This window comes from Halomonas sp. DP1Y21-3 (assembly GCF_019801245.1).
GTDB lineage: Bacteria > Pseudomonadota > Gammaproteobacteria > Pseudomonadales > Halomonadaceae > Halomonas > Halomonas litopenaei.
The window spans coordinates 68,774-90,286 of sequence record NZ_JAHVJM010000007.1 but is presented as its reverse complement, the minus strand read 5'-3'; the positions used below and the strand labels follow the sequence as shown (position 1 = coordinate 90,286).

Sequence of the window (21,513 nt, the reverse complement as noted above, 5' to 3'; positions counted from 1 at the left end):
GCAGATAAAAGGGGCGGACAAAAGGAGCAAAAGGGCCGGCGCCGTGGCGCCGGCAAAGGGGTCGTTGCTCGATCAGGCCACCGCGGCGTTCCATGCCGTGGCGTCGATTTCGATCAGCATCGGGCCGTCTTCGGGGCGATGGGCGATTGCCCGGGCGAGGCCGGCGGGGTTGCCGACCCGGGTCGCCGCACAGCCGAAGCCGGCCGCCAGGGTCTGGAAGTCCGGTGCCTGGATGTCCACGCCGAGGCGGGTGACGCCGGCGTTGTCCATGAAGCGGCGGATTTCCTCGTAGCCCTGGTTGTGCCACAGCAGCACGATGACCGGCAGCCTTTCCTCCACCGCACAGGCAAGCTCGGTCAGGGTGAACATCACCCCACCGTCGCCCACCAGCGCCACCACCGGCAGGTCCGGCTGGCCGAGGCTCGCGCCCATGGCCGCGGGCAGGCCGTAGCCGAGAGTGCCGTAGCCGGTGGACGCGTTGAAGAAACGGCGCGGCGCGTCCTGGCTGACCAGATGGTTGGCGGCGTAGGTGGTGGCGCAGGAATCGCCCACCAGGATCGCCCCCGGCAGGCTCTCGCGCAGGGTGTCGAACAGCGGCACATAGGGGCGGAAGGCCGGATCATCGGCCAGCGCCAGGGCGCTCAGCGCATCATGTGTACGCTTGCGGCCATCGCGCGAAAGCTGCTCACCGCCGAGGCGCTGGTCGCAGCCGGTGGCCAGCGCTTCGAGGCTGGAGGCAGCGTCGGCCACCAGTGCCAGGTCGGCATGCTGGTTGCGGGCAAGCTGCTCGGGGTCCAGGTCGATGCGAATCAGTCGACCGTCGAGGGTAAAGCCGTCGTCGAACACCACGTCATAGTCGGTCTCGCCAAGCTCGGTGCCGATGGCCAGCACCACGTCGGCTTCATGGGCAAGCTCCCGCACCGCTGGCAGCGAGGCGTTGGCGCCCAGATCCAGCGGATGGTCGCGGCCGAGCAGGCCCTTGGCGTTGATGGTGGTGACGGTGGGGGCGTCGAGGCTCTCGACCAGACGACGGGCGGCGTCCGGGGCATCGACGCAGCCGCCGCCGAGCAGCACCAGCGGGCGCTTGGCGTCGACCAGCCAGTCGAGCGCCTGCTCGAGTGCGGCGGGGGCCGGTGCGGCCTTGGCCAGCGCCGTGCGGCGCGTGCTGACAGGCTCGCTGACCGGGGCGTCGAACAGGTCGATGGGGATCTCGATATGCACCGGGCCGGGGCGGGCGCCATCGAACACGGCGAAGGCACGGGCCAGCACCTCGCCGAGGCCGTTCGGGTCGAGCAGGGTGTGGCTGAAGCGCGAGACGCCGGCCATCAGCTCGCGTTGGCCGGGGAGTTCGTGCAGCCGGCCCTGGCCGCGTCCCAGGGTGTCGCGGCGGTTGACGCTGGAGATCACCAGCATCGGCACCGAGTCGGCCAGGGCCTGGCCCATGGCGGTGGCGATATTGGTCATGCCGGGGCCGGTGATGATGAAGCACACGCCGGGCTTGCCGGTGGTGCGGGCGTAGCCGTCGGCCATGAAGCCGGCGCCCTGTTCGTGGCGCGGGGTGACGTGGCGGATGCCACTGCCCTGGTGGTCGTGTCCATTGCCGCCTTCGAGGCCACGATAGAGCTCGATGGTGTGGACGCCGGGGATACCGAAGACGGTGTCCACGTCGTAGGTGTCACGCAGCAGACGGATCAGCAGTTCAGCGCAGGTCATGCGGTACTTCCTTGAGACGGATCAGGGGCTTGAGACGGGCCAGGGGCTTGAGACGGATCAGAGGCTTGAGACGAGCCAGGGGCGAGGGCGGGGTCCGGGGCCACCGAGTAGGGGGCTCTTGCAAAGATCCGCCTGACCATGGGCTCGAAGTGCGCCAGCGGCAGGGTGTCGTAGGCGGGGTCGAAGGACGGGCAGTCCCAGTCACGACAGAAGGCTTCGCAGTCGTCGAACCAGGGATGGCCGCGGAATTGCTCGCGGGCGTCCTTGTCGCCGCCGACCTTGTCCCAGTAGTAGTGCCCCTGGAAGACGTCGTGATGCTGGACGATCCAGTGGGTCTTCTCGCTGACGAAGGGTCGCAGGATCGAGGCAGCGAAGGCGGCGTGGTCGAAAAGCGCCAGTTCGTCACCGATGTCATGGACCAGGGCGGCGACGATCATCTCTTCGTCGGCGCCGGCACGCTCGGCCCGGGTCGCGCTCTGCAGGCAGTGCTCCAGCCGGGTGATCTGGTAGGGCTGGTGGCCCTCGCCCAGCCGGGCGAGGGTGTCCAGTACGCTGTCGGCGAGGCCGGCCAGGTAGTCGGCGTCGTGGGCGGCGATCACCGCCCAGTCTTCTGCCGTGCTTTGGTCGATGCGGGTGAAGGCCGCCTTGCCGGCGGCGTGAGCATCGTTTGGGTCTGTCATGTCGGCCTCCCGATCAACCCACCAGCCAGTGGGCCATGACCACGATGATGGGCAGGGTGATGGCGGTGCGCAGCAGGAAGATCACCACCAGTTCCCACAGCTTGAGCGGGATCCGTGACTTCAGCAGCAGGGCGCCGATCTCTGACATGTAGATCAACTGGGTCAGTGACAGACAGGCGATGACGAAGCGAGTCAGTTCGCTCTCGATATCGCTGGCCAGTACCGCCGGCAGGAACATGTCGGCGAAGCCCACCAGGGTCGCCGGCGCGGCGGCCTCGGCCTCGGGCAGACCCATCCACTCGAGCACCGGCACCATCGGCATGGACAGCCAGGTGAACAGCGGAGTGAACTCGGCCAGTACCAGCGCCACGGTACCGATGGCGATGACCAGCGGCAGCAGCCCGAAGAAGATGTCGGCGACGTTGAACAGTGCCAGGCGGGCGAGCTTGAGCGGGCCCGGGGCGGTCTCGGCGCGGGCCACGGCGATGCCCAGGCTGTAGCGCAACAGGCTCTGGTTGCCGGTGTTTTCTTCCTGGATCTGGCAGCCCACCGGCTCGTAGTAGGTGTTGGCCTTGCGTGACAGCGGCGGCAGGCGCGGCACGATGACAGCGGCGACCAGGCCGGCGACCACCACGGTCAGGTAGAACGGCACGAACAGGTGGTTGATGCCGATGAAGCTGGTCACCAGCAGGGCGAAGGCGATCGACACGATCGAGAAGTTGGTGGCGATGGCCGAGGCCTCGCGGGCGTTGTAGAAGCCCTGCTCGTACTGCTGGGTGGTGATCAGTACGCCGACGGTGCCGGAGCCCATCCAGGAGGCGGTGGCGTCGATGGCGCTGCGCCCGGGCAGCCCGAAGATCTTGCGAAAGGGCGTGCGCACCATGGAGCCGATGAACTCCATGAAGCCGAAGTCCACCAGGAAGGGCAGCAGGATGGCGGCGAAGAAGAAGAAGGTCAGCAGCACCGGCGCCAGGTCATTGAGCATCACCCCGCCGGTGAAGGAGGCGGTGACCATCTCCGGGCCGACCTGGAAGTAGGTCATCAGCGCGAAGGCGGCGCCGAGGGCGCGCATCACCACCCACAGCGGGGCGATGTCGAACAGCTCCTTCATCGCGCCCTGGCGGGCCCAGCCTGGTTTGGTCAGCTTGACCACCAGGGTCAGCACGATGGACAGGGTGAGCACTACGGTGGCGATGGCGGGCAGGGCGTCGCCGAGGGTGGCCTTGAGCCAGTCGGCGGCCAGACCCATGCCGATGTTGATGGTGTCACCGACCGAGAAGGGCACCAGGAACAGCAGGATGCCGATCAACGACGGGACGAGGAACTTGATCAGACCATGGGTGCTTAGCTTGCCCCCGTCGGTCGTGATCTTGTCGGCAGAATGCAGGTGGGAGGACATGGGCGATCACTCTTTGCTGTTGTAATGGTCGGCGCCCTGACGCGGGCGCCTCGTTGGCTGTCGCCAGGGCCACTCCCTGGCCCTGTGAGGATTCAGTCGCGGCGCGCGACTCCGGGGAGCACGCACAGCATTTCATAGAGCAGGGTGGCGCCCATCAGGGCGGTGTTGCCGCTGGGGTCGTAGGGCGGGGAGACTTCGACCAGGTCGCCGCCGACGATATTGAGCCCCTGGGCGCCGCGCACGATCTCCAGGCCCTGGGCCGAGGTCAGGCCGCCCATTTCCACCGTGCCGGTGCCGGGCGCCACCGACGGGTCCAGGCCATCGATGTCGAACGAGATGTACACCGGGCCATCGCCCATCTGCTCGCGCACCTCGGCCATCAGCGGCTCGAGAGACTTGTGCCAGCACTGTTCGGCCTGGACCACGCGGAAGCCCTGCTGGCGACACCAGTCGAAGTCCTCGGCGGCGTAGCCGGTGCCGCGCAGGCCGATCTGGACGACCCGGTTGGCGTCCAGCAGCCCTTCTTCCTGGGCACGGCGGAACGGGCAGCCGTGGGCCACCTCTTCACCGAACATGTGCTCGTTGACGTCGGCGTGGGCGTCGATATGGATCAGCCCGACCGGGCCATGCTTCTTGGCGATGGCGCGCAGGATCGGCCAGGTAAGGGTGTGGTCACCGCCCAGGGTCAGCGGCACGCAGTCGTGGGACAGGACGTCGTCGTAGAAGCGGCTGATGATGTCCAGGTTCTTCGGCAGGTTGAAGGTGTTGATCGGCACGTCGCCGATGTCCGCCACCTGCAGGCTGTCGAAGGGTGCAGCACGGGTGGCCATATTGTAGGGGCGCAGCATGCGCGATTCGTCGCGGATCTGGCGCGGCCCCAGTCGGGTGCCCGGGCGGTTGGAGGTGCCGATGTCCATGGGAATGCCGATAAAGGCGGCGTCCAGACCCTCGGCGCTGGTCTGGGTGGGCAGACGCATCATGGTGGCAGGGCCACCGAAGCGCGGCATCTCGTTGCCGCCGAGAGGTTGATTGAAGTCGCTCACAGGGAACTCCTGGCATCGTGGATGGGGACGGTCGCGGCCCTGGGCCTGACGGTTGTTATGGGTGATGCAGACGTCGTGCCATCTTTTAAGCATTTATACTAAAGATGTAATAGAGGTGCAGGGATTCCAAGGGAAGGTCTGCTGTGGTGATAGACGTGATCCAGAAGTGAATCGCGATCCCGACGCATCGTGATACACTTCTGAATCAATGATGCATTTATGGATCGCTGGATGAGCGACGACGACACCAAGATTCTCAAGACCATCATCGACACCGCCCACGACCACTTCTTCATCGTCGCGCCGGATGGTCGTATCCGCGACGTCAGTCCCGGGGCGGCGGCGGTCTACGGCATGTCCTGCGAAGAGCTCTGCGCCACCAGCGTGCAGCGGCTCGAGGCCGATGGCGTGCTGACCCCGTCGGTCAGCCTGGAAGTCATTCGCAGCGGGCGGCCGGCCCAGCTGGTCCAGCGCACCGGCACCGGACGCAGGGTCATCGCCCAGGCCCATCCGGTATTCGAGGGTGAGCGGCTGGTGGCGGTGGTCAGCCGCTCCATGGACTTGACCGATCTGCAGCTGCTGCAGCAGGAGTACGCGCTGTTGCAGCGCCGCTTCAGCGAGCACTTGCGCCGGGGCCATGCGCTGGAGAGCGACAGCGAAGCACTCGAGGCCGAGCTCGATGACCTGGAGGTGAAAAGCCAGCTGATGCGCGAGGTGGCGCTGCTGCTCAAGCGGGTCGCGCCCACCGACGCCACGGTCTTGATGCTGGGCGAGTCCGGGGTGGGCAAGACCGCTTTCGCCCGCCAGCTGCACCGTTGGAGTTCTCGCCGCGATGGCCCCTTTATCGACGTCAACTGCGCCGCCATCCCTGAAAGCCTGTTCGAATCGGAGATGTTCGGCCATGAAAAGGGCGCGTTTTCCGGCGCCGCGCCGGGGGGCCGCAAGGGGCTGATCGAGCAGGCCGAGGGCGGCACCCTGTTTCTCGACGAGATCGGCGAGTTGCCCCTGGCGGTGCAGACCAAGCTGCTCAAGACCATCCAGGACGGCAGTATTACCCGGCTTGGGGACAGGGCCCCGCGACGGGTCGACTTTCGCCTGGTGGTGGCCACCAATCAGGACCTGTCGGCACGGGTCGAGCAGGGCCTGTTTCGCCTGGATCTGTACTACCGGCTGAACGTGATTCCGGTCACCCTGCCGCCCCTGCGCGAGCGCCGCGAGGATATTCCCGGCCTGGTCGAGCGCCAGCTAAAGCGCCTCAATCGGCGTTATGGACGCGACAAGATGCTGGCGCGAGACGTGTGGCAGGCACTGATGGGCTGGGATTGGCCGGGCAATGTGCGTGAGTTGGAAAACACCCTGGAAAGGGCCTGGTTATCCAGTGACGATGTCATCCAGGGCGATCTGCTGGTGCCGCCCACGGGGGCCTCGTTAGGGCCGCTCGGCTCGCAGCAGCGTGAAGCGCAGCAGACGGCGGCGTCTGTCACCGGAGCCTCCGCTGCGCTGGCTGATGGCGCTACTTCACCCGCGACACTATCCGCACCAGGTGCAGCGCGACCCGAGCTGCCGCTTGCCCGGGGCGAGGGCCTGAAGGCCGCCCTGGCCCGGCGCGAGCGTGAGATCCTTGCCGACTGCTGCCGTACCCTTCCCACCACCTACGCCATCGCCGAACAGCTGGGCATCAGCCAGCCAAGCGTGGTGCGCAAGCTCAAGCAGCATGGGTTGCGGATCGGGTGACTGGTGATGAAGGGCCGAGCTCTGCGGCACTTACTGACGGAAGACGTAAAAGAACCCGACCCAGGTGGCCAGGATCAGCAGTGGCTTCAACACCAATACCGCACCGCTGGTGGAGCCCTGTTCGTCGTGCTCGGTGTCGCTGGACTCCCCGGGCTGCATGGCGAGTACCACCGTCAGCAGCAGGTTGGCGCCGGGGACCAGCAGCATCAGGCTCCACAAGCCCGCCTGGCCCAGGTCGTGCAGGCGACGAGTGCCGTGGAGCACCAAAGGCTGAAGGCTGATGACAACCCACCAGATCCCCAGCAGGCCTGCCTTGATCGTCAATGCGTCCTCGAGGGCGGGGGCGGTGATGGTGGTCGCCCACAGGGCGGCATAGTAGAACGATAGCGCCAGGGTAGCGTTGAGACAGAAGTCGAGACGACTCTCGCGCCCCGCCAGGCTGTCGAACCAGTAGCCCGGCAACACTCGCCTGAGCTCGAAGGCCTGGGGCGATGAGTGACCGGGGGCGACAGGGTCGTGAAATCCGGGAGCAGTAGGGCGATGCATCGGTATCTCGTCCTGTAGATCCAGCGTGATGCCGGTGTGCAGTTGAGGGAGACTGGTTCGATAAGCTGCGTCCTTCCGACTTGAATCCTACCCATTTTCTCCCTTGGTCTAGATAGGCGATCACGTAGTTTCTAGTACGAACCGCGTAAATAGTGCTGGTTCATAAGTCTGGTGGGCGACCTGCTTCCGAAGGATGGAAGCGTTCGGCCTCTGCCTGGTCCTTGAACACCAGAGTGCGGTAGGGGAAGGGAATCTCGATATTGGCCTCATCGAGCGCGCGCTTGATGGATGCCACCACCTGATCGCGGGAAGCGCGGATGTCGACGGGGCGGGACCCGGTCCACCAGGCCACCTCGAAGTCGATGGAACTGGCGCCGAAGGCCTTGGCGAAGACCTGCACCGCACGTACGTCGCTGCGCACCGAGTCCACCTCGGCGACCGCGCCCTGGATGATCTCGCGAGCCTGGTCCACGTCCTCGTCGTAGGCGACGCCAACGATGATGGATGTGCGCCGGATATCGCGGTTGGTGCGGACGATGACCGGCTGCTGGAACAGCAGGGCGTTGGGCACCACGATCATCTGGCCGTCGGTGCGGCGGATACGGCTGTCGCGCACCGTGATCTGCTCTACCTGACCTTCCACGTCGTTGGCCTCCAGGGCGATGTGGTCGCCGATCTGGAAGGGTTCTCGCCACAGGATCAAGAGGCCGGCGAGGAAGTTCTCGAACACGTCCTTGAAGGCGAAGCCGATGGCGATGGAACCGAGGCCCAGGGTGGTAAGGGCCTTGCCGGGAGTGACGGTGGGGAAGATCAGGGTGATGGTGATCAGAAGTCCCCCGAGCCAAAGACAGAGCCCCGTCAGCATGGTCAGGACATCGCGCAGATTGCGTCGGAGCTTGGCCTTGTCGGCCACCCGCGCCACCAGGGCGCGGCCGAATCTCGCCACCAGCCAGGTCACCAGGATCAGCAGCAGGCCGGCGGCCAGTCGTGGGCCAGCAGAACCAATGTCTGACAGGTAGGCCTGAACCTCTCCCAGCAGCAGCGACACGAAGGGTAGTTGTTCCAGTTCTTCCATCGCATCCTCCCGGGCCATGTTCAGGCGGCGGGCGCACTATCCTGCGCCCTTGTTGCTGAGCATAGCGGGGCGCCAGGCAAATCGCGCGTCACCTGCCAACGCTGGCAGTCCGGATACCTCGTCGGTTCCGACTTGACCCTCTATTTATCATGATAAATACTTTTGTTCATCTGGAGGTGGCCGCGATACGCTCGCGGCGTCACTCCATCGCCAGGCCTTCTTCGACAAACGATCCAGAACGGTTCTTCCACAACAAGGACAACTCCATGAGTGCCCACGACCAGACGCTGAAAGAGCGCAAGAAGTGGTATCGCACGGTGCCAGACCCGATGGTGCTGATCTTCCTGATCCTGCTCGCCACCTATGCGCTGACCTTCATCATTCCCGCCGGCGAGTTCGAGCGGGTCATGCAGGATGGACGCACCCGCGTGGTGCCGGACTCCTTTCATTATCTGAGCGACGTGGCGGCGATCTCGCCTTTTGACATCTTCGTGGCGATTCCCAAGGGCTTGAACGCGGCCTCGCTGTACCTGTTCATCGTGTTCATCGCCGGCGGGCTGTTCCATATCCTTCAACGCACCGGCGCCCTCGAGAACGCCATCGGGGTGGCGGTCAATCGGGTCGGCGTCGAACGGCGTAACGTCATCATCACCGCCGGCACCTTCATCTACGGCTTCTTCGGTGTGGCCGTCGGCTTCGAGAACAATATTGCGCTGGTGCCCATCGCGGTGCTGATCGCCAGCGCGGTGGGCTGCTCCAGCCTGGTGGGCACCACCATGGCGGTGGGTGGCATCGGCGTGGGCTTTGCACTGTCGCCGATCAATCCCTATACCGTGGGCGTGGCCCAGGGCATCGCCGAGCTACCGACCTTTTCCGGCGCCTGGCTGCGCGCCTTGCTGGTGCTGACCTCATTGGGCCTGTTGTCCTGGTATATCTGTCGCTTCGTCACCCGCATGGACTTCGAGGAGCCCAACGACGCCAAGGCCATGAGCAAGTCGCTGGACGAGTACCACATGAGCAAGCGCGACAAGCTCACGCTGGTGGTGTTCGTCGGTGGCCTCGCCGCCATGCTGGTGGGGGTCTTTACCCAGGGCTGGTACATCAATGAGATCGCCGGCATGTTCCTGCTGATCGCCATCGTGATCGGCATCGTCAACGGCCTGTCGGCCAACGAGATCGTCAAGCAGATGATGGAGGGGGCATCCGGCGTGACGGCGGGCGCCCTGGTCATCGGCCTGGCCGCCTCGATCCAGGTGATCCTCAAGGACGCCCAGATCATCGACACCATCGTCTACGCCCTGAGCGGTCTGATTCAGGATATCCCGGGGGCGCTGTCGGCGATCATGGCCAGCGTCGTCCAGGGGGTGATCAATCTGTTTGTGCCATCCGGCTCTGGCCAGGCGCTGGTGACCATGCCGATCCTGGTGCCGGTGGCCGACCTGGTCGGCATGAGCCGCCAGCTGATGATCACCGCCTTCCAAGTGGGTGACGGCCTGACCAACCTGATCGTGCCGACCTCCGGTGGCACCCTGGCGATGCTGGCGCTGGGCCGGGTGTCCTACGAGAAGTGGCTGAAGGCTATCCTGCCCTTCATGGCGCTGGTCTACCTGCTGTCCTGGGGTGGTCTGGTGATCGGCCATATGGTCGGCTACTAGGTCGCGCCATGACACTGTCGCTGCTGCATGTTCATCCGGCTACCGGCACGGTAGCCGCCCTCACCGCCACCGGAGGTGTGGCGGTGGGCGGCTACGTTCACCATGTGTGGCGTGGCGTCGGCGCCTGCGCGACCCAGGGGCGGGTTACCCACCCCTGGTATCCCGACGGTGTCCGCCGGGCGCTGGAACGGGGGGAGGATGCCCGCGGTGCGCTTGCCCGGCAGGTCGACGCCGACAAGGGTGCCTCGTTGCGCCAGTGCCTGGTGATGGATGCCCGGGGGCGCTCAGCGCTGCATAGCGGTGCCGACAACCTCGCCACCGTCGCTTCCTGCTGCTACCCCGGCGTGGCCGCGGCGGGCAACCTGCTGGCCAGCGCCAAGGTGGTCGAGGCCCTGGCCCACGCCTTTGTCGACACCTGTTGTACCAACGCCGACGCCGTGCGCCAGGGCGCAACGCCCGAGTACCGCGACGACTATGAGGCGTACCTGCTCGAGGGACTGATCGACGCCCTGGAGGTCGCCTTGGTAGAGGGAGGCGACGTCAGAGGCACGCGCTCCGCCGCCCTGCGTATCGAGTCGTTTACCCAGGCCCCCCTCGATCTGCGTGTCGATTGGTGTGAGGGCGATATCGCGGGCGAGTTGCGCGCCCTGGCCAGGCGTGTGCGCGCGCCAGCCTTTGCCGACTTTCTGGCGTCCCTGCCGCGTCGCTGACGCCATTCCTTCGTTATTCCGGTGCCTCAAGGCACCCGATCTGGAGATATCATGACCGCTGACCACGAGACCATGACGCTCGGCGCACAACTGCTCGAGCGCCTCGACGAGGCTGCGTGTTTCTCGGAGCCTGGTGCCGGCGTGACCCGGCTGTTCTGCTCGGAGCAACACCGCCAGGTACTCGAACTTATCGCCGATTGGATGCGCCGGGCCGGACTTGAGCCCGAAATGGATGCCTCCGGGAATCTGGTTGGGCGATGCGACAAGGCGCGCGCCGGCGCGCGCACGCTGATCATGGGGTCACACCAGGACACCGTGGTCGAAGGTGGCAAGTATGACGGCATGCTCGGCGTAGCGCTGCCGCTGCTGGCGCTGGAGCGATTGAAGAAGGATGGGATCGAGCTCGACTACGGCGTCGAAGTGGTGGCCTTCGGTGATGAGGAGGGGACCCGCTTTCAGTCGACGCTGATCGGCAGTCGTGCCCTGGCCGGTACCTTCGATCCTGCCAGCCTGGAGGCCAGGGATGCCGATGGCATCAGCGTGGGCGAGGCGCTTCGGGCCTTTGGTGGTGATCCTGAGCAAATTCCGTCATTGGCCCGAGATCCTGACTCGGTGCTGGGCTTCGTCGAGGTCCACATCGAACAGGGGCCGGTGCTCGAACGGCGCGATCACGCTCTCGGCGTGGTGACCTCCTTGACCGGGATCGAGCGTCACCGGCTGACGGTGGCCGGCAAGGCAGGCCACGCTGGCACCACGCCGATGCCGGGCCGTCGCGATGCGTTGGTGGGGGCTGCCGAGATGATCGCCGAGGTCGACCGCATCCTTAACGCCACCGAGGATTTTGTCGGGGTGGTGGGTAAGCTGGAGGTACGCCCCAACGCGGTCAACGTGATTCCTGCCGAGGTGGTGTTCACCCTCGAGCTGCGCTCTCCCCACGCCGAGGTTCGGCGTCGTGGTCGCGAGGACATTCTGGCCGCCTGCCGACAACTGGCACAGGCGCGCGAGTTGTCACTGACGGTGGAGACGACCTATGAGGCCGAGGCGGTGGCCTGCGCGGACTGGCTGATCGAGGCCTTGGGGGATGCCTGCCAACGGTGTGATGAGCCGGCTGATCTGCTGTTCAGCGGCGCCGGTCATGACGGTCTGGCGATGTGCGACCTGACCGGTATCGGCATGTTGTTCGTGCGTTGTACCGATGGCCTGAGTCACCATCCGGACGAAGCCATCACCGCGGCCGACGGTGAGGCGGCCACTCGTGTACTGATGCAATTTCTCAAGGACCTGACCGTGAAGGAGCAATAAGCGTCGCCGAGACTCGCACCTCCGCAACTACTAGGCGCTGTCCGAAAAGTCGACGAGCGAAGGTTAGACAAGGCAAAAATCGGTGAGAAAGCGCAGTTTACGGGGTGTAAATGAGCATTTTGATCCGATTTTTAACGCCGTATTACCGAGCGCAGGCACTTTTCGGACGAGCCCTAGTGGTTAACCTTCGTTGAGAAACCCGCGTCTTACCTGCGCCTCGTTGTCGTGCATCACCGCCTGGGCTTCCAGCAGATGCTCGCGCATCAGGGTGCGGGCGCGTTCTCCGTCGCCGGCCTCGATGGCGTCGAGCAGCCAGGCGTGATACTGGCAGCCGGCGGGACCGATATGATGGTCGCCGGGCTCGTACAGCCGCCGATAGACGGTAAGGTCGGACAGCACCTGGGCGGTGAAGCGGATGATGAAGGACAGCAAGGGGTTGCCGCCGGAAAGCTGCGCCAGTTGTTCATGAAAGTCCAGCGAGTCGATGTGCTGCTGGCGCTCGGCGTCCAGGTCACAGGCGGGCTCGGCGTAGCTCGCAAGCGACTGGCGCAGCCTGGCGATCTCTGAAGCCTCGACCTGCCCCGCCAGCGAGGCTACCAGCTCCGGTTCCAGCGCCAACCGGATCTGGTAGATGTCGCGGATCGAGATGTCCTTGAAATAGAGATAGTGGCTGAGCAGCGAGATGGCGCGGGATTCGCTCATTTCCCGGATAAACACGCCGCCGCCGGGTCCGGTACGCGTCTCGACCAGCCCCTGGGCTTCCAGCACCCGGGTGCTTTCACGAACGGTGCCCTTGGAGGCGCCGAGGATCTCCATCAACTCCGCCTCACCGGGCAGGCGATCACCCGGTGACAGCTCGCGTTCGACGATCCAGCCCTTGATGGTCTCTGCCAATTGATAGGGTCGTCTGCGAGGTGTCGATCCGGTCATGTTGGTCTCTCGTCGGTGATGAAACCACAGCATATCAGAGCTCATGACGGACTGGCCGCCACCTCGTCGGTCAGGGCTGCCGCGACTGCGCAGGGCTGGACGGCAAAGATTTTGTGAATATTAGTTACATTTAGTAACAGTATGGCTATTCTAGAAGCCAAAGGGTGAAGCCTGTGCCTGAAGTGGCCTAAGCCGGTTAGACCGCAGTGCCCGTGAGGGGGTTACGGGTGACTTTATCTGCCACTCTGTGTGCAGCGTTTGTGTGGTGGTGGCGCCATCGACAATCTGTGGAGGCCTTTCGATGTCCTTTCGTGCTCGGCTACTGCTGGTGATGCTGGTCCTGACCATCGGGATCCAGCTGGTCGTGTCATGGGCGGTACTCAGTGCGCTCAAGACGACCGCCATGGAGCAGGGCGAGAAGGAACTGGGCGTGGCCTCCGGCGTGGCGCAAGCCCTGCTCGATGGCTGGGGCCAGCAATTGCTGCACAGTGTGGATCTGCTGGTGGAAGATCCGCGTTTCCGCGAGGCCATCGACCCGCTCGACAGCGCGGTGCGAGTGGACGTGCTTGGCGAGTACGCGGAGCGCATGGGTGCCAACATGGTGAGCCTGCTCGATGATGAGGGCCGTGTGATGGTGTCGAGCCATCATGATGCCGGGGCCACGGATGCTTTCCCTGACCTCCGGGATCAGGCGAGACGCACCGATGGGACCATCACCCTGTTCATTCATGATGGCGAGGCCTTTCAACTTGTCCTGCATCCGGTGCGGGGGACGACGTCCGTGGGCTGGCTGGTCATGGGGTTTCGCCTGGACGAGGACATGGCAACGGCGCTGTCGGCGCTGATTCGTAGCGACACCCATTTCGAGGTGCAGGTGGGTGAAGGTGAGGACGTTGGCCTTGTGGGGAGCGAGGGTCTGCGCCGAGCCTCGACGCTGTTCGAGGATGCAAAGGGGCGTATCCAGCTCGTGGTGGAACGTTCCTACGAGACTCTGCTGGCCGACTATCAGGCGATAAAGCGCCAGCTGGCCATCATCCTGGCGATCAGCCTGGCGCTGATGCTGGTGGCCGCCAGCTTGATCGCTAGAGGCGTGAGTCTGCCGCTGTTGCGGCTGGTCGGGGCGGCCAAGAGTGTGGGGCGTGGGGAACCTCTGGATCTCGATCGACTTCCCCGCAAGGGAGAATTTGGTCTGCTGTCCTCGACCATGCTGAAGATGCAGAACGACCTGGTGCGCCGGGAAGCCGACATTCGCAAGCGCTCACGCCAGGACCAGTTGACCGGGCTAGGCAATCGCCAATGCGCCAACGAGGATATCGAGGCTGCCATCGCCACCGGGCGTCCCTTTACCCTGCTGCGGCTGACCATCAACCATATGCGCCGGATCAACGACACCTTCGGCCATGACTTCGGTGATCAGGTACTGAGTACGCTGGCCGGACGCCTGGCGGATCTGCCGGCACCCAAGGCAGGGGCTTACCGTCTCAGTGGCGACGAATTCCTGCTGCTGCTGTCAGTGTCTCACCTCGACCCGCTGTGGCTTGAGGATACGCATCGTCGACTGACCCGGGCGATCCGTCTGGATGGGTCGCCGGTGACACTCGATTGCGCCATGGGCGAGGCGCGCTATCCGGAGCATGGCGGCGAGGCCAACCTGCTGCTGCGGCGGGCCGAGATCGCACTGGATCGAGCACGTCAGCTACGCCAGTCCTATCAGTGTTACCTGCACGGCCAGGACGAACGCCATCTGCGCCATCTGTCTCTGGTGCGCGATCTCCAGCACGCCGCCAGCAACGGTGAGTTCTCGCTGCGTTATCAACCCCAGGTGTCGGCCCTGACAGGACGGGCCCTCGGCATGGAGGCACTACTGCGGTGGGATCACCCCAGGCTCGGACGCATCCCTCCGGATGAATTCATTGCACTGGCCGAACGCTCGGGGCTGATCCACCAGCTGACCCAGTGGGTCATCGACACCGGCTGCCAGCAGCTGGCCAGGTGGAGCGAGGCAGGGCTCAATGTGCGCCTCGGGGTGAATATCTCGGCCATGGACCTGCAGCAGCCAGGGTTGATCAAGCGGGTCGAGCGGGCGCTGGACCGCCATGGCCTGCGCGGCGAGTGTCTGTGCATCGAGCTCACCGAGAGCGCGCTGATGGAATCGCCGGAGATGGGGGCGCGCAAGCTGCAGTCATTGCGCGCCATGGGGGTGGAGCTGGCCATCGATGACTATGGAACGGGCTATTCGTCGCTGGCCCAGCTCAAGCGCATGCCGGTCCAGGAGCTGAAGATCGACAAGTCTTTCGTCATGCAGCTGGTGAAGGGGTCCGAGGACGACGTCATCGTGTCCTCCACGATCGAGCTTGCTCACCATCTGGGGCTCAGCGTGGTCGCCGAGGGGGTGGAAGACCAGACGGTGGCGGACCACCTGGCGGAGCAAGGCTGCCATATGCTGCAGGGCTTCCTGATTTCACGACCAATGACCGCCGAGGCCGCCACCGAGTGGCTGCGCAGTCGCGTAGGGGACGGCATCCGCGACGCCGCCAACGAAGAACTGCGCTGAGCCTTGACGACGCTGCTTCAGGCGAAGCCGCCATTGGCGCGGATGACCTGGCCATTGATCCACTCGGCCTCGGGGCTTAGCAGGAAGGCGATCACCGCGGCGATGTCACGCGGTTGGCCCAGTCGCTCCAGTGGTGGCATATGGGTGAACCTTTCGATCTGTTCCTCGGTCTTGCCCGAGCGGAACAGTTCGGTATCCACCGGTCCCGGCGCTACCGCGTTGACGGTGATCCGCCTGCCGCGCAACTCGCCGGCAAACACTCGGGTCAGCGACTCCACCGCAGCCTTGGTGGCGTTGTAGAGCCCGTAGCCAGGCAGATTCAGCGCCAGCGCGCTGCTCGACAGGTTGACGATTCGGCCGCCATCTTCCAGGCGCGAGGCGGCTTCCCTCAGGGTGTTGAAGGTGCCGCGCGTGTTGGTCTCGAAGTGCGTGTCGTAGTCGTCGTCCGCCGCCTCGGCGATGGGCACCGCCTTGAGCACGCCGGCATTGTTCACCAGCGCATCGACGCGACCGAAGCGCTGCATGGCAGTGTCGAAAAGCTGCGCCACTTCGTCGGTGCGTGAGATGTCTGCCTGAACGGCCAGCGCCGCGCCGCCCTGGGCCAGGATCTCCTCGACCAGGCCGTCGGCGACCTCGCGGTGATGGGCGTAGTTGACGATCACTGCATAGCCATCGTTGGCCAGACGCCGACTGATGTCGGCCCCGATACCGCGTGAGCCACCGGTGATGATGGCGACCTTGGGAGAGTCGGATTCGCTCATGCTTCAGGCCTCTGGGGGTGCGTCGTAAACCTGGGGGCGCCGCCGATGGACAAGCCGAAAGCGGCGGCATGTGAGCAGCGATTCAGCGCAGTGCGATCGGTGGATCATCGAGCCCACGTACGCCGGGAAGCGCTTCGCTCAGGTCGAACAGGAAGGTAGCGCCGTCCTGGCGGCCTTCCTTGTGTTCTCGCTGTCCTTCGGTGGCGGTGGTGATCAGCAGGGTGGTCAGCTCACGCCCGCCGAAGGCCGGGCAGGAGGGCTGGTCGGCGTTGACCCTGACATGACCGACCTCCTCGCCATCCGGCGTCAGCCGGGCAACCCGCCCTGACCCCCATAGCGCCAGCCACATGTAGCCATCGGCATCGATCACTGCGCCGTCCGGGTTTCCCGGGTCGTCGTTGAAGTCCGCCCAGGGTTCGGGCTCGGCCAATTGTTCGGGCCTTGCCGCCACCCCGTCCTGAAGGAAGGCGCCGCCATCCTGGCGCAACGGGAAGCCCTCGGCGTCGAGCGCCCAGCGCATGACCACCCCGGTGGCGGTGTCGGTGAAGTAGCCAAGGCGACCATCCGGTGAAAAGCACAGGGCATTGGGGATGGTGATGTCTTGCTTCAGGCAGAAGATCTCGCCGCGGTACAGGCGATAGAGGCTGCCGGCTGCGGCTTCGGCGGCCTTGCCCATGGTCGAGAACCACAGCCCGCCGTGGCGATCGATGCGCGCATCGTTGCTGCGCGTCACCGGGTTGGCAGCCTCGACCTCGCGCCAGGGTGACACGCCGCCGTGGGCGTGGTCGCGTTCCTTGAGGCCGTGTTCGGTGACCAGCAGATCATCACCGCTGGTCAAGGGGGCGGCGAAGGACACCAGCTCGTCCAGCGCCTGGGACCGATGATCGCCGTCTTCGAGGCGGTAGCGATGGAAGCGGCGCCCGAGGATATCGAGCCAGCGAAACTCGCCACGCCGGGCGTCCCAGCTGGGGCCCTCGCCGAGTTCGCAGGGTGCCTCGACGATGGCGCGAGCCTCGCCAAGGCAGGGGGATGCGGAACGGGACATGACGTCTCCTCGAACTTGGCGGATGGCACCTTGGAGCGCGCATCCACCAGGACTGTTGTCATTGTTCGGCAACGCGATCAGCCGTCGCTCACCACTCGGCGACGGAGCCGTCATCGTGTTGCCATACCGGATTGCGCCAGCGGTGTCCGACCTTGGCGCGTTCCTCGACGAACGCCTCGTTGATCTCGACGCCGAGGCCGGGCCCCTCGGGAATGGCACAGAAGCCGTCCTCGATCGCCAGCGCGTTCTTGTCGACCAGATAGTCGAGCACGTCGTTGTCCTTGTTGTAGTGGATGCCCATGCTCTGTTCCTGGATAAAGGCATTGTGACATACCGCATCCAGCTGCAGCGACGCCGCCAGGGTCAGCGGGCCCAGCGGGCAGTGGGGCGCCAGGGCCACGTCGTAGGCCGAGGCCAGGGTGGCGATCTTCAAGCCTTCACTGATGCCGCCGCAGTGAGACAGGTCCGGCTGGACGATATCGACCATGTTGTCGGCGAGCAGGTCACGGAAGGCGAAACGGGTGTGCAGGCGTTCGCCGGTGGCGATCGGGGTGGCCAGATCCTGGGCGATGGTCTTGAGCACCGGCAGGTGCTCGGGTGCCACCGGCTCCTCGATGAACATCAGGTGATAGGGCTCGAGCTCGCGCATCAGCGTCTTGGCCATGGGCCGATGGACACGGCCGTGGAAGTCCACCGCGATGCCCACGTCGGGACCGACGGCGTCGCGAGCCTCGGCGACGCGGGCGACCGCCTCGTCGATCTTGCGATGGCTGTCGACGATCTGCATCTCCGGCGTACCGTTCATCTTGAAGGCGGTAAATCCCTGATCGGTCAGTGCCTTGGCGCCGGCACCCACGTCGGCGGGACGATCGCCGCCGGTCCAGGCGTACATGCGCATGCGATCACGCACCTTGCCGCCCAGCAGTTGGTGCACCGGGACGCCGAGTTCGCGGCCCTTGAGGTCCCACAGCGCCTGGTCGATGCCGGCGATGGCGGACATCAGAATCGGGCCGCCGCGATAGAAGCCGGCCCGGTACATGACGTTCCACAGGTGCTCGATATTGCGCGGATCCTGGCCGATCAGGTAGTCCGACAGCTCGTGCACTGCGGCTTCCACGGTGGCGGCCCGGCCCTCGATGACCGGCTCGCCCCAGCCGTAGACGCCCTCGTCGGTCTCGATCTTCAGAAAGCACCAGCGTGGCGGAACCTGCCAGGTCTTGAGTCGGGTGATCTTCATGGTCGATGCCTCTTGTGGGGGCCTGCTTGGCCCGATGTCGATGGGGTTGGGTGAAGCGAGCGGACGGGCTTAAAGGTGTCGCGACGCCGGTGTCGTGATGCCACTGGCCGGGAGTGTCTTGTCCAGGTCACGTGCGGTGCGCTCGAGCAGCAGTTCCGTGGCGCGGCGGGCCTGCTCTGGCTGCCTCAGGCGAATCGCCTCGAGTAGCTGGCGGTGGCGCTCCAGGCTGTCGCTGAGTCCACGCGCATGGCCGCCTGCTGCGTCGTCCGTGGGGCCGTCAGAGGAACTCCCGGCATGGCGCTGCGAGCGCTGGATCAGGGCCACGATGGAAGGTCTCAACAGCAGCCCCATCTGGCGCCAGACCAGGTTGTGGCTGGCGCGATAGATGGCGTCGTGAAAGGCCACATCGTGCTCGGCGTGGGCCAGTCGCTGTGAGGCCGCATCGGCGGTCTCCTGCATGCCTTCAAAGGCGCGTTCGATGCGTGCCAGGTCTTCGCCGGAGGCGTTAAGCGCCGCCAGCTCGCCGATATAGGGTTCCGCTGCCAGGCGAAAGGCAAACACCGCCTCGACCAGTTGCGGGTGGGGCGCGTCCAGGCTGGCCATCCAGCCGCTCATCTGCGGATCCAGCAGATGCCAGTCGACGATATCGCGCACCACGGTGCCGCGACCGGCGGTGCGCTCGATCAGACCCGCCGCGCTGAGTTCGCCCAGGGCGTTACGCACCCGATTGCGGCTGGCCTCGAAGTGCTGGCACAGATCCAGCTCCCGAGGAAACAGATCCCCCGGCTGCCAGTGTCCCGACAGAATCGCCCGTGCCAGTACCTCGGCCAGCGCCGCGGCACCGCGACCCTCGGCGGGCCTCGGGAGTGAAGCGAGAGCGTCCATCCAGGCCTCCATAATGTTCGACGTTACTATAGTTAATGTCTGACATTTTAGGCAAGGCAGGAATGCCTCGAATGGGGTAGACCTTGGTGGAAGGAGCGGTGCTGAACGCGTGCGCTTGTTAGCTCGCCGATTAGTGGCTGCCTGATTCTCGGCAGCCTCCGTCATTACCTTTATCTACTGATCGAGTTTCAGAGCAGCGTCGATCCCTTCATGGCGCTACGCATCATGACCTACGTGGGTCTGCTGTATCAGGACCTGGTAAAGCAGAGAAAGTTGGCCAGCAAGCGCAGCTTGCCGCCGGTACTGCCCATCGTCCTCTACAATGGAGAAAGGCGCTGGAGTGCCGCGAAGGAGCTGTCCGAACTGATTCATCCCGCAGCGGCACAACTGGCTCGCTACCAACCCTCGCAGTCCTATCTGCTGCTGGATGAAGGTGCAATCGTCGCCGACGAGCGCTGGCCTACGGACACCCGCAACCTGGTTGCCGCTATCTTTCGGCTGGAGTATCACCACAGCCAACAGGACGTGATCGACACCATCGGCCAGTTGGTGGAGTGGTTGAAATCACCCGGGCAGGCTCGGCTGCGGCGCCACTTCGCGACATGGATCAAGCGTGTCCTGCTGCCCAATTGGGTGCCGGGCGGGAACGACGACCACGAGCAGTGGCAGGCGCTCAATGACCTTGAGGAGGTACACACCATGCTGTCGGAACGTGCCAAACGATGGCCTGAACAGTGGAAGCAGAAGGGACTCGAGGAAGGGCGCGAGGAAGGGCGCCTGGAAGCCGCGCGTAACCTGCTTGCGCGCACCGCCATGGATGACCGCGAAATCGCAGAAATCTGTGAACTCGAGCTTGAGCAGGTGGCGGAGCGGAGAAGACAAGCATAAGGCAGGACAGCAGTGAATAAGGCCCACCTCCTGCTTTCCAGATGGCCCCATCCGGCGCCGATGACGCTCTCTCAATCGAATGTCTGAGGAAGCCCCGTCCAGTCCGGCAACTCCAATCCACCCAAGTGCATCTCGATGGTCAGCTCGGGTTCACGGGCGCACAGGCTCAGGGTGAGGCGGTCATCCTGGGCCTGCCAGGCGTAGAGGGGATCGCTCGACTGCTGACTATTCGAATGGCTATTGGAATGGCTATTTGAATGGCTGATTATGTCGGTCAGATCAGGCGCCATCAATGAGCCGATGCGGGTGGCAAGGACGTGGTCCGGGGGCTGGCCTTCGAGACAGCCGAGCTTGTAGTGAGCCTCGTACAGGGTCCAGGCGCGGTAGAAGGCTGCCAGGGCATCCGGCGCCCGCTGGATGGCCCTGCGTACGCTGGCTTCGGGCAGCGTCGCGATCAGGCCATCGAGGCGGCTTCGGTGACGCTGTCGCTGTCGCCGGTCGGGACATTCGATATCCAGCCCTACCGGCACCTCGGCGAGCCCAGCGACGACCAGGCTGCCGCTGTGGCTGAGGCACGTGGTCCAGGGCGAGGGTAGCCCGGGGTGGCGAGGCGGCCCGGCACCGCGGGGCGACCAGCCCGCCACAGGGCAGTCAAAGCCGAGTCCGGCGGCGAGTCGGCTGAGCCGTTCACGACCCAGGTGCGAGGCAGCCTCGCCGCGAATGCCTGCTTGAATGCGTCGCGGCTGTCGTCCGTTGTCGTGTCCTTGGCGTGCTTGCTGCGACCCAATTCCCTGTAGTCTCCCCCGTGCCGCACCCTGATCGGGCGTGCCGCTGGCCGGCAGTTCGGCGATGGCCAGCAGCAGGCGTGGGAGACGAGCCTCAGCGCAGGGTGACGACATCGCCCTTCAGCGCGACACCGGCCATCAAGGCGCCGGCGTGGCACTCGTACTCGCTGGTCGAGGCGCGTGCGTTCCTGTCGTAGAAGCTCTCGATATTGACCACGGCGTTGCCGCCCTGCTGGCGGGCACTATCCTGGAGCGCGATCAGCGCCGACAGCATGACCCAGCGACAGGCCTCTTCGTCGGTCTTGTTGAAGGCGTTGGTCTTGCGGCTGGTGACCACCTCACCGAAGTCCTGGCTGACGTTGCCGCCGGCATCGGCAAACACCAAGCGGATGTTCGGGTCCAGCTTCTCCTGGGCGGCCGGTGTGGCCAGGGCTTCCTGGATCGGCAGGAAGTAGGGGGTGTCCCTGGCTTGTGCGCTGGCGGCTGCGCCAAGGCCTGCGATCAGTAGCGTCGGTGCGAGGATTCCCTTTCTCATGGTGTCGTTTCCTTTCTTTTTGGTGGGAGGCCTGGT

19 protein-coding genes are annotated in these 21,513 nt (G+C 65.0%); 6 read left to right on the top strand and 13 right to left on the bottom strand.

Going from position 1 to position 21,513, the window contains the following annotated elements; translation table 11 throughout:
• Window positions 1-72 precede the first annotated feature (72 nt).
• The 4 genes from KUV74_RS18775 to speB all read right to left on the bottom strand — a co-directional run bounded on the left by KUV74_RS18775 (window position 73) and on the right by speB (window position 4,835).
• Window positions 73-1,713, bottom strand: a complete 1,641-nt coding sequence (locus KUV74_RS18775; RefSeq protein ID WP_222517091.1) for a 5-guanidino-2-oxopentanoate decarboxylase — start codon at window positions 1,711-1,713, stop codon at window positions 73-75.
• A complete protein-coding gene (locus KUV74_RS18770) occupies window positions 1,710-2,393 on the bottom strand; it encodes an HD domain-containing protein (RefSeq protein WP_222517090.1) in 684 nt (227 codons plus the stop codon). Before KUV74_RS18770 ends, KUV74_RS18775 begins: the two co-directional genes overlap by 4 nt.
• Before the next feature lie 13 nt (window positions 2,394-2,406).
• The gene (locus KUV74_RS18765) at window positions 2,407-3,792 is read right to left on the bottom strand and encodes a YjiH family protein (protein ID WP_083970496.1); all 1,386 of its coding nucleotides are present in this window, start codon (window positions 3,790-3,792) and stop codon (window positions 2,407-2,409) included.
• Between the two features lie 92 nt (window positions 3,793-3,884).
• On the bottom strand, window positions 3,885-4,835 hold the full coding sequence (speB, locus tag KUV74_RS18760; protein ID WP_045993646.1) for an agmatinase: 951 nt from the start codon (window positions 4,833-4,835) through the stop codon (window positions 3,885-3,887).
• A 231-nt stretch (window positions 4,836-5,066) separates the two neighbouring features.
• Between speB and KUV74_RS18755 the strand changes: the two genes are divergently transcribed.
• Window positions 5,067-6,569, top strand: coding sequence for a sigma-54 interaction domain-containing protein (locus tag KUV74_RS18755; RefSeq protein ID WP_222517089.1), 1,503 nt, complete (start codon window positions 5,067-5,069; stop codon window positions 6,567-6,569).
• A gap of 30 nt (window positions 6,570-6,599) precedes the next feature.
• Here the strand turns inward: KUV74_RS18755 and KUV74_RS18750 are convergent, their stop codons facing one another.
• A complete protein-coding gene (locus KUV74_RS18750; protein WP_222517088.1) occupies window positions 6,600-7,115 on the bottom strand; it encodes a DUF805 domain-containing protein in 516 nt (171 codons plus the stop codon).
• Between the two features lie 160 nt (window positions 7,116-7,275).
• Window positions 7,276-8,190, bottom strand: a complete 915-nt coding sequence (locus KUV74_RS18745) for a mechanosensitive ion channel family protein (protein WP_108449236.1) — start codon at window positions 8,188-8,190, stop codon at window positions 7,276-7,278.
• A 266-nt stretch (window positions 8,191-8,456) separates the two neighbouring features.
• Between KUV74_RS18745 and KUV74_RS18740 the strand changes: the two genes are divergently transcribed.
• The 3 genes from KUV74_RS18740 to KUV74_RS18730 are packed head-to-tail and all read left to right on the top strand — an operon-like array spanning window position 8,457 to window position 11,857.
• On the top strand, window positions 8,457-9,845 hold the full coding sequence (locus KUV74_RS18740; RefSeq protein WP_045993637.1) for a YfcC family protein: 1,389 nt from the start codon (window positions 8,457-8,459) through the stop codon (window positions 9,843-9,845).
• Between the two features lie 8 nt (window positions 9,846-9,853).
• Window positions 9,854-10,555 (top strand): DUF1028 domain-containing protein, encoded by a 702-nt coding sequence (locus KUV74_RS18735; RefSeq protein WP_222517087.1) that lies wholly within the window; start codon window positions 9,854-9,856, stop codon window positions 10,553-10,555.
• Window positions 10,556-10,606: 51 nt separating this feature from the next.
• Window positions 10,607-11,857 (top strand): allantoate amidohydrolase, encoded by a 1,251-nt coding sequence (locus KUV74_RS18730; protein WP_222517086.1) that lies wholly within the window; start codon window positions 10,607-10,609, stop codon window positions 11,855-11,857.
• Window positions 11,858-12,037: 180 nt separating this feature from the next.
• On the opposite strand, the gene KUV74_RS18725 is transcribed toward KUV74_RS18730, so the two are convergent.
• On the bottom strand, window positions 12,038-12,832 hold the full coding sequence (locus KUV74_RS18725; RefSeq protein WP_258183966.1) for a FadR/GntR family transcriptional regulator: 795 nt from the start codon (window positions 12,830-12,832) through the stop codon (window positions 12,038-12,040).
• A gap of 256 nt (window positions 12,833-13,088) precedes the next feature.
• Here KUV74_RS18725 and KUV74_RS18720 point away from each other — a divergent pair, with 256 nt between their 5' ends.
• Window positions 13,089-15,341, top strand: a complete 2,253-nt coding sequence (locus tag KUV74_RS18720) for a putative bifunctional diguanylate cyclase/phosphodiesterase (protein ID WP_222517085.1) — start codon at window positions 13,089-13,091, stop codon at window positions 15,339-15,341.
• Window positions 15,342-15,358: 17 nt separating this feature from the next.
• Here the strand turns inward: KUV74_RS18720 and KUV74_RS18715 are convergent, their stop codons facing one another.
• The 4 genes from KUV74_RS18715 to KUV74_RS18700 form a co-directional block, all read right to left on the bottom strand.
• On the bottom strand, window positions 15,359-16,102 hold the full coding sequence (locus KUV74_RS18715) for an SDR family oxidoreductase (RefSeq protein ID WP_045993634.1): 744 nt from the start codon (window positions 16,100-16,102) through the stop codon (window positions 15,359-15,361).
• 82 nt (window positions 16,103-16,184) lie between these two features.
• Entirely contained in the window at window positions 16,185-17,147 is a 963-nt protein-coding gene (locus KUV74_RS18710) for an SMP-30/gluconolactonase/LRE family protein (protein ID WP_045993633.1), read from the bottom strand.
• Window positions 17,148-17,235: 88 nt separating this feature from the next.
• Window positions 17,236-18,384 carry a galactonate dehydratase gene (gene dgoD / locus KUV74_RS18705; protein WP_045993632.1) on the bottom strand — a complete coding sequence of 383 codons (1,149 nt, stop codon included), beginning with the start codon at window positions 18,382-18,384 and terminating at the stop codon, window positions 17,236-17,238.
• A 69-nt stretch (window positions 18,385-18,453) separates the two neighbouring features.
• Window positions 18,454-19,269 carry a FadR/GntR family transcriptional regulator gene (locus tag KUV74_RS18700; protein ID WP_222517084.1) on the bottom strand — a complete coding sequence of 272 codons (816 nt, stop codon included), beginning with the start codon at window positions 19,267-19,269 and terminating at the stop codon, window positions 18,454-18,456.
• A gap of 129 nt (window positions 19,270-19,398) precedes the next feature.
• On the opposite strand from KUV74_RS18700, the gene KUV74_RS20935 reads away from it, so the two are divergent.
• Window positions 19,399-20,157, top strand: coding sequence for an Rpn family recombination-promoting nuclease/putative transposase (locus KUV74_RS20935; RefSeq protein ID WP_315900880.1), 759 nt, complete (start codon window positions 19,399-19,401; stop codon window positions 20,155-20,157).
• Window positions 20,158-20,228: 71 nt separating this feature from the next.
• On the opposite strand, the gene KUV74_RS18685 is transcribed toward KUV74_RS20935, so the two are convergent.
• Window positions 20,229-21,056, bottom strand: a complete 828-nt coding sequence (locus KUV74_RS18685) for a 4'-phosphopantetheinyl transferase superfamily protein (protein WP_222517083.1) — start codon at window positions 21,054-21,056, stop codon at window positions 20,229-20,231.
• A complete protein-coding gene (locus KUV74_RS18680) occupies window positions 21,037-21,477 on the bottom strand; it encodes an excinuclease ATPase subunit (RefSeq protein ID WP_222517082.1) in 441 nt (146 codons plus the stop codon). Before KUV74_RS18680 ends, KUV74_RS18685 begins: the two co-directional genes overlap by 20 nt.
• Between the last annotated feature and the right edge of the window lie 36 nt (window positions 21,478-21,513).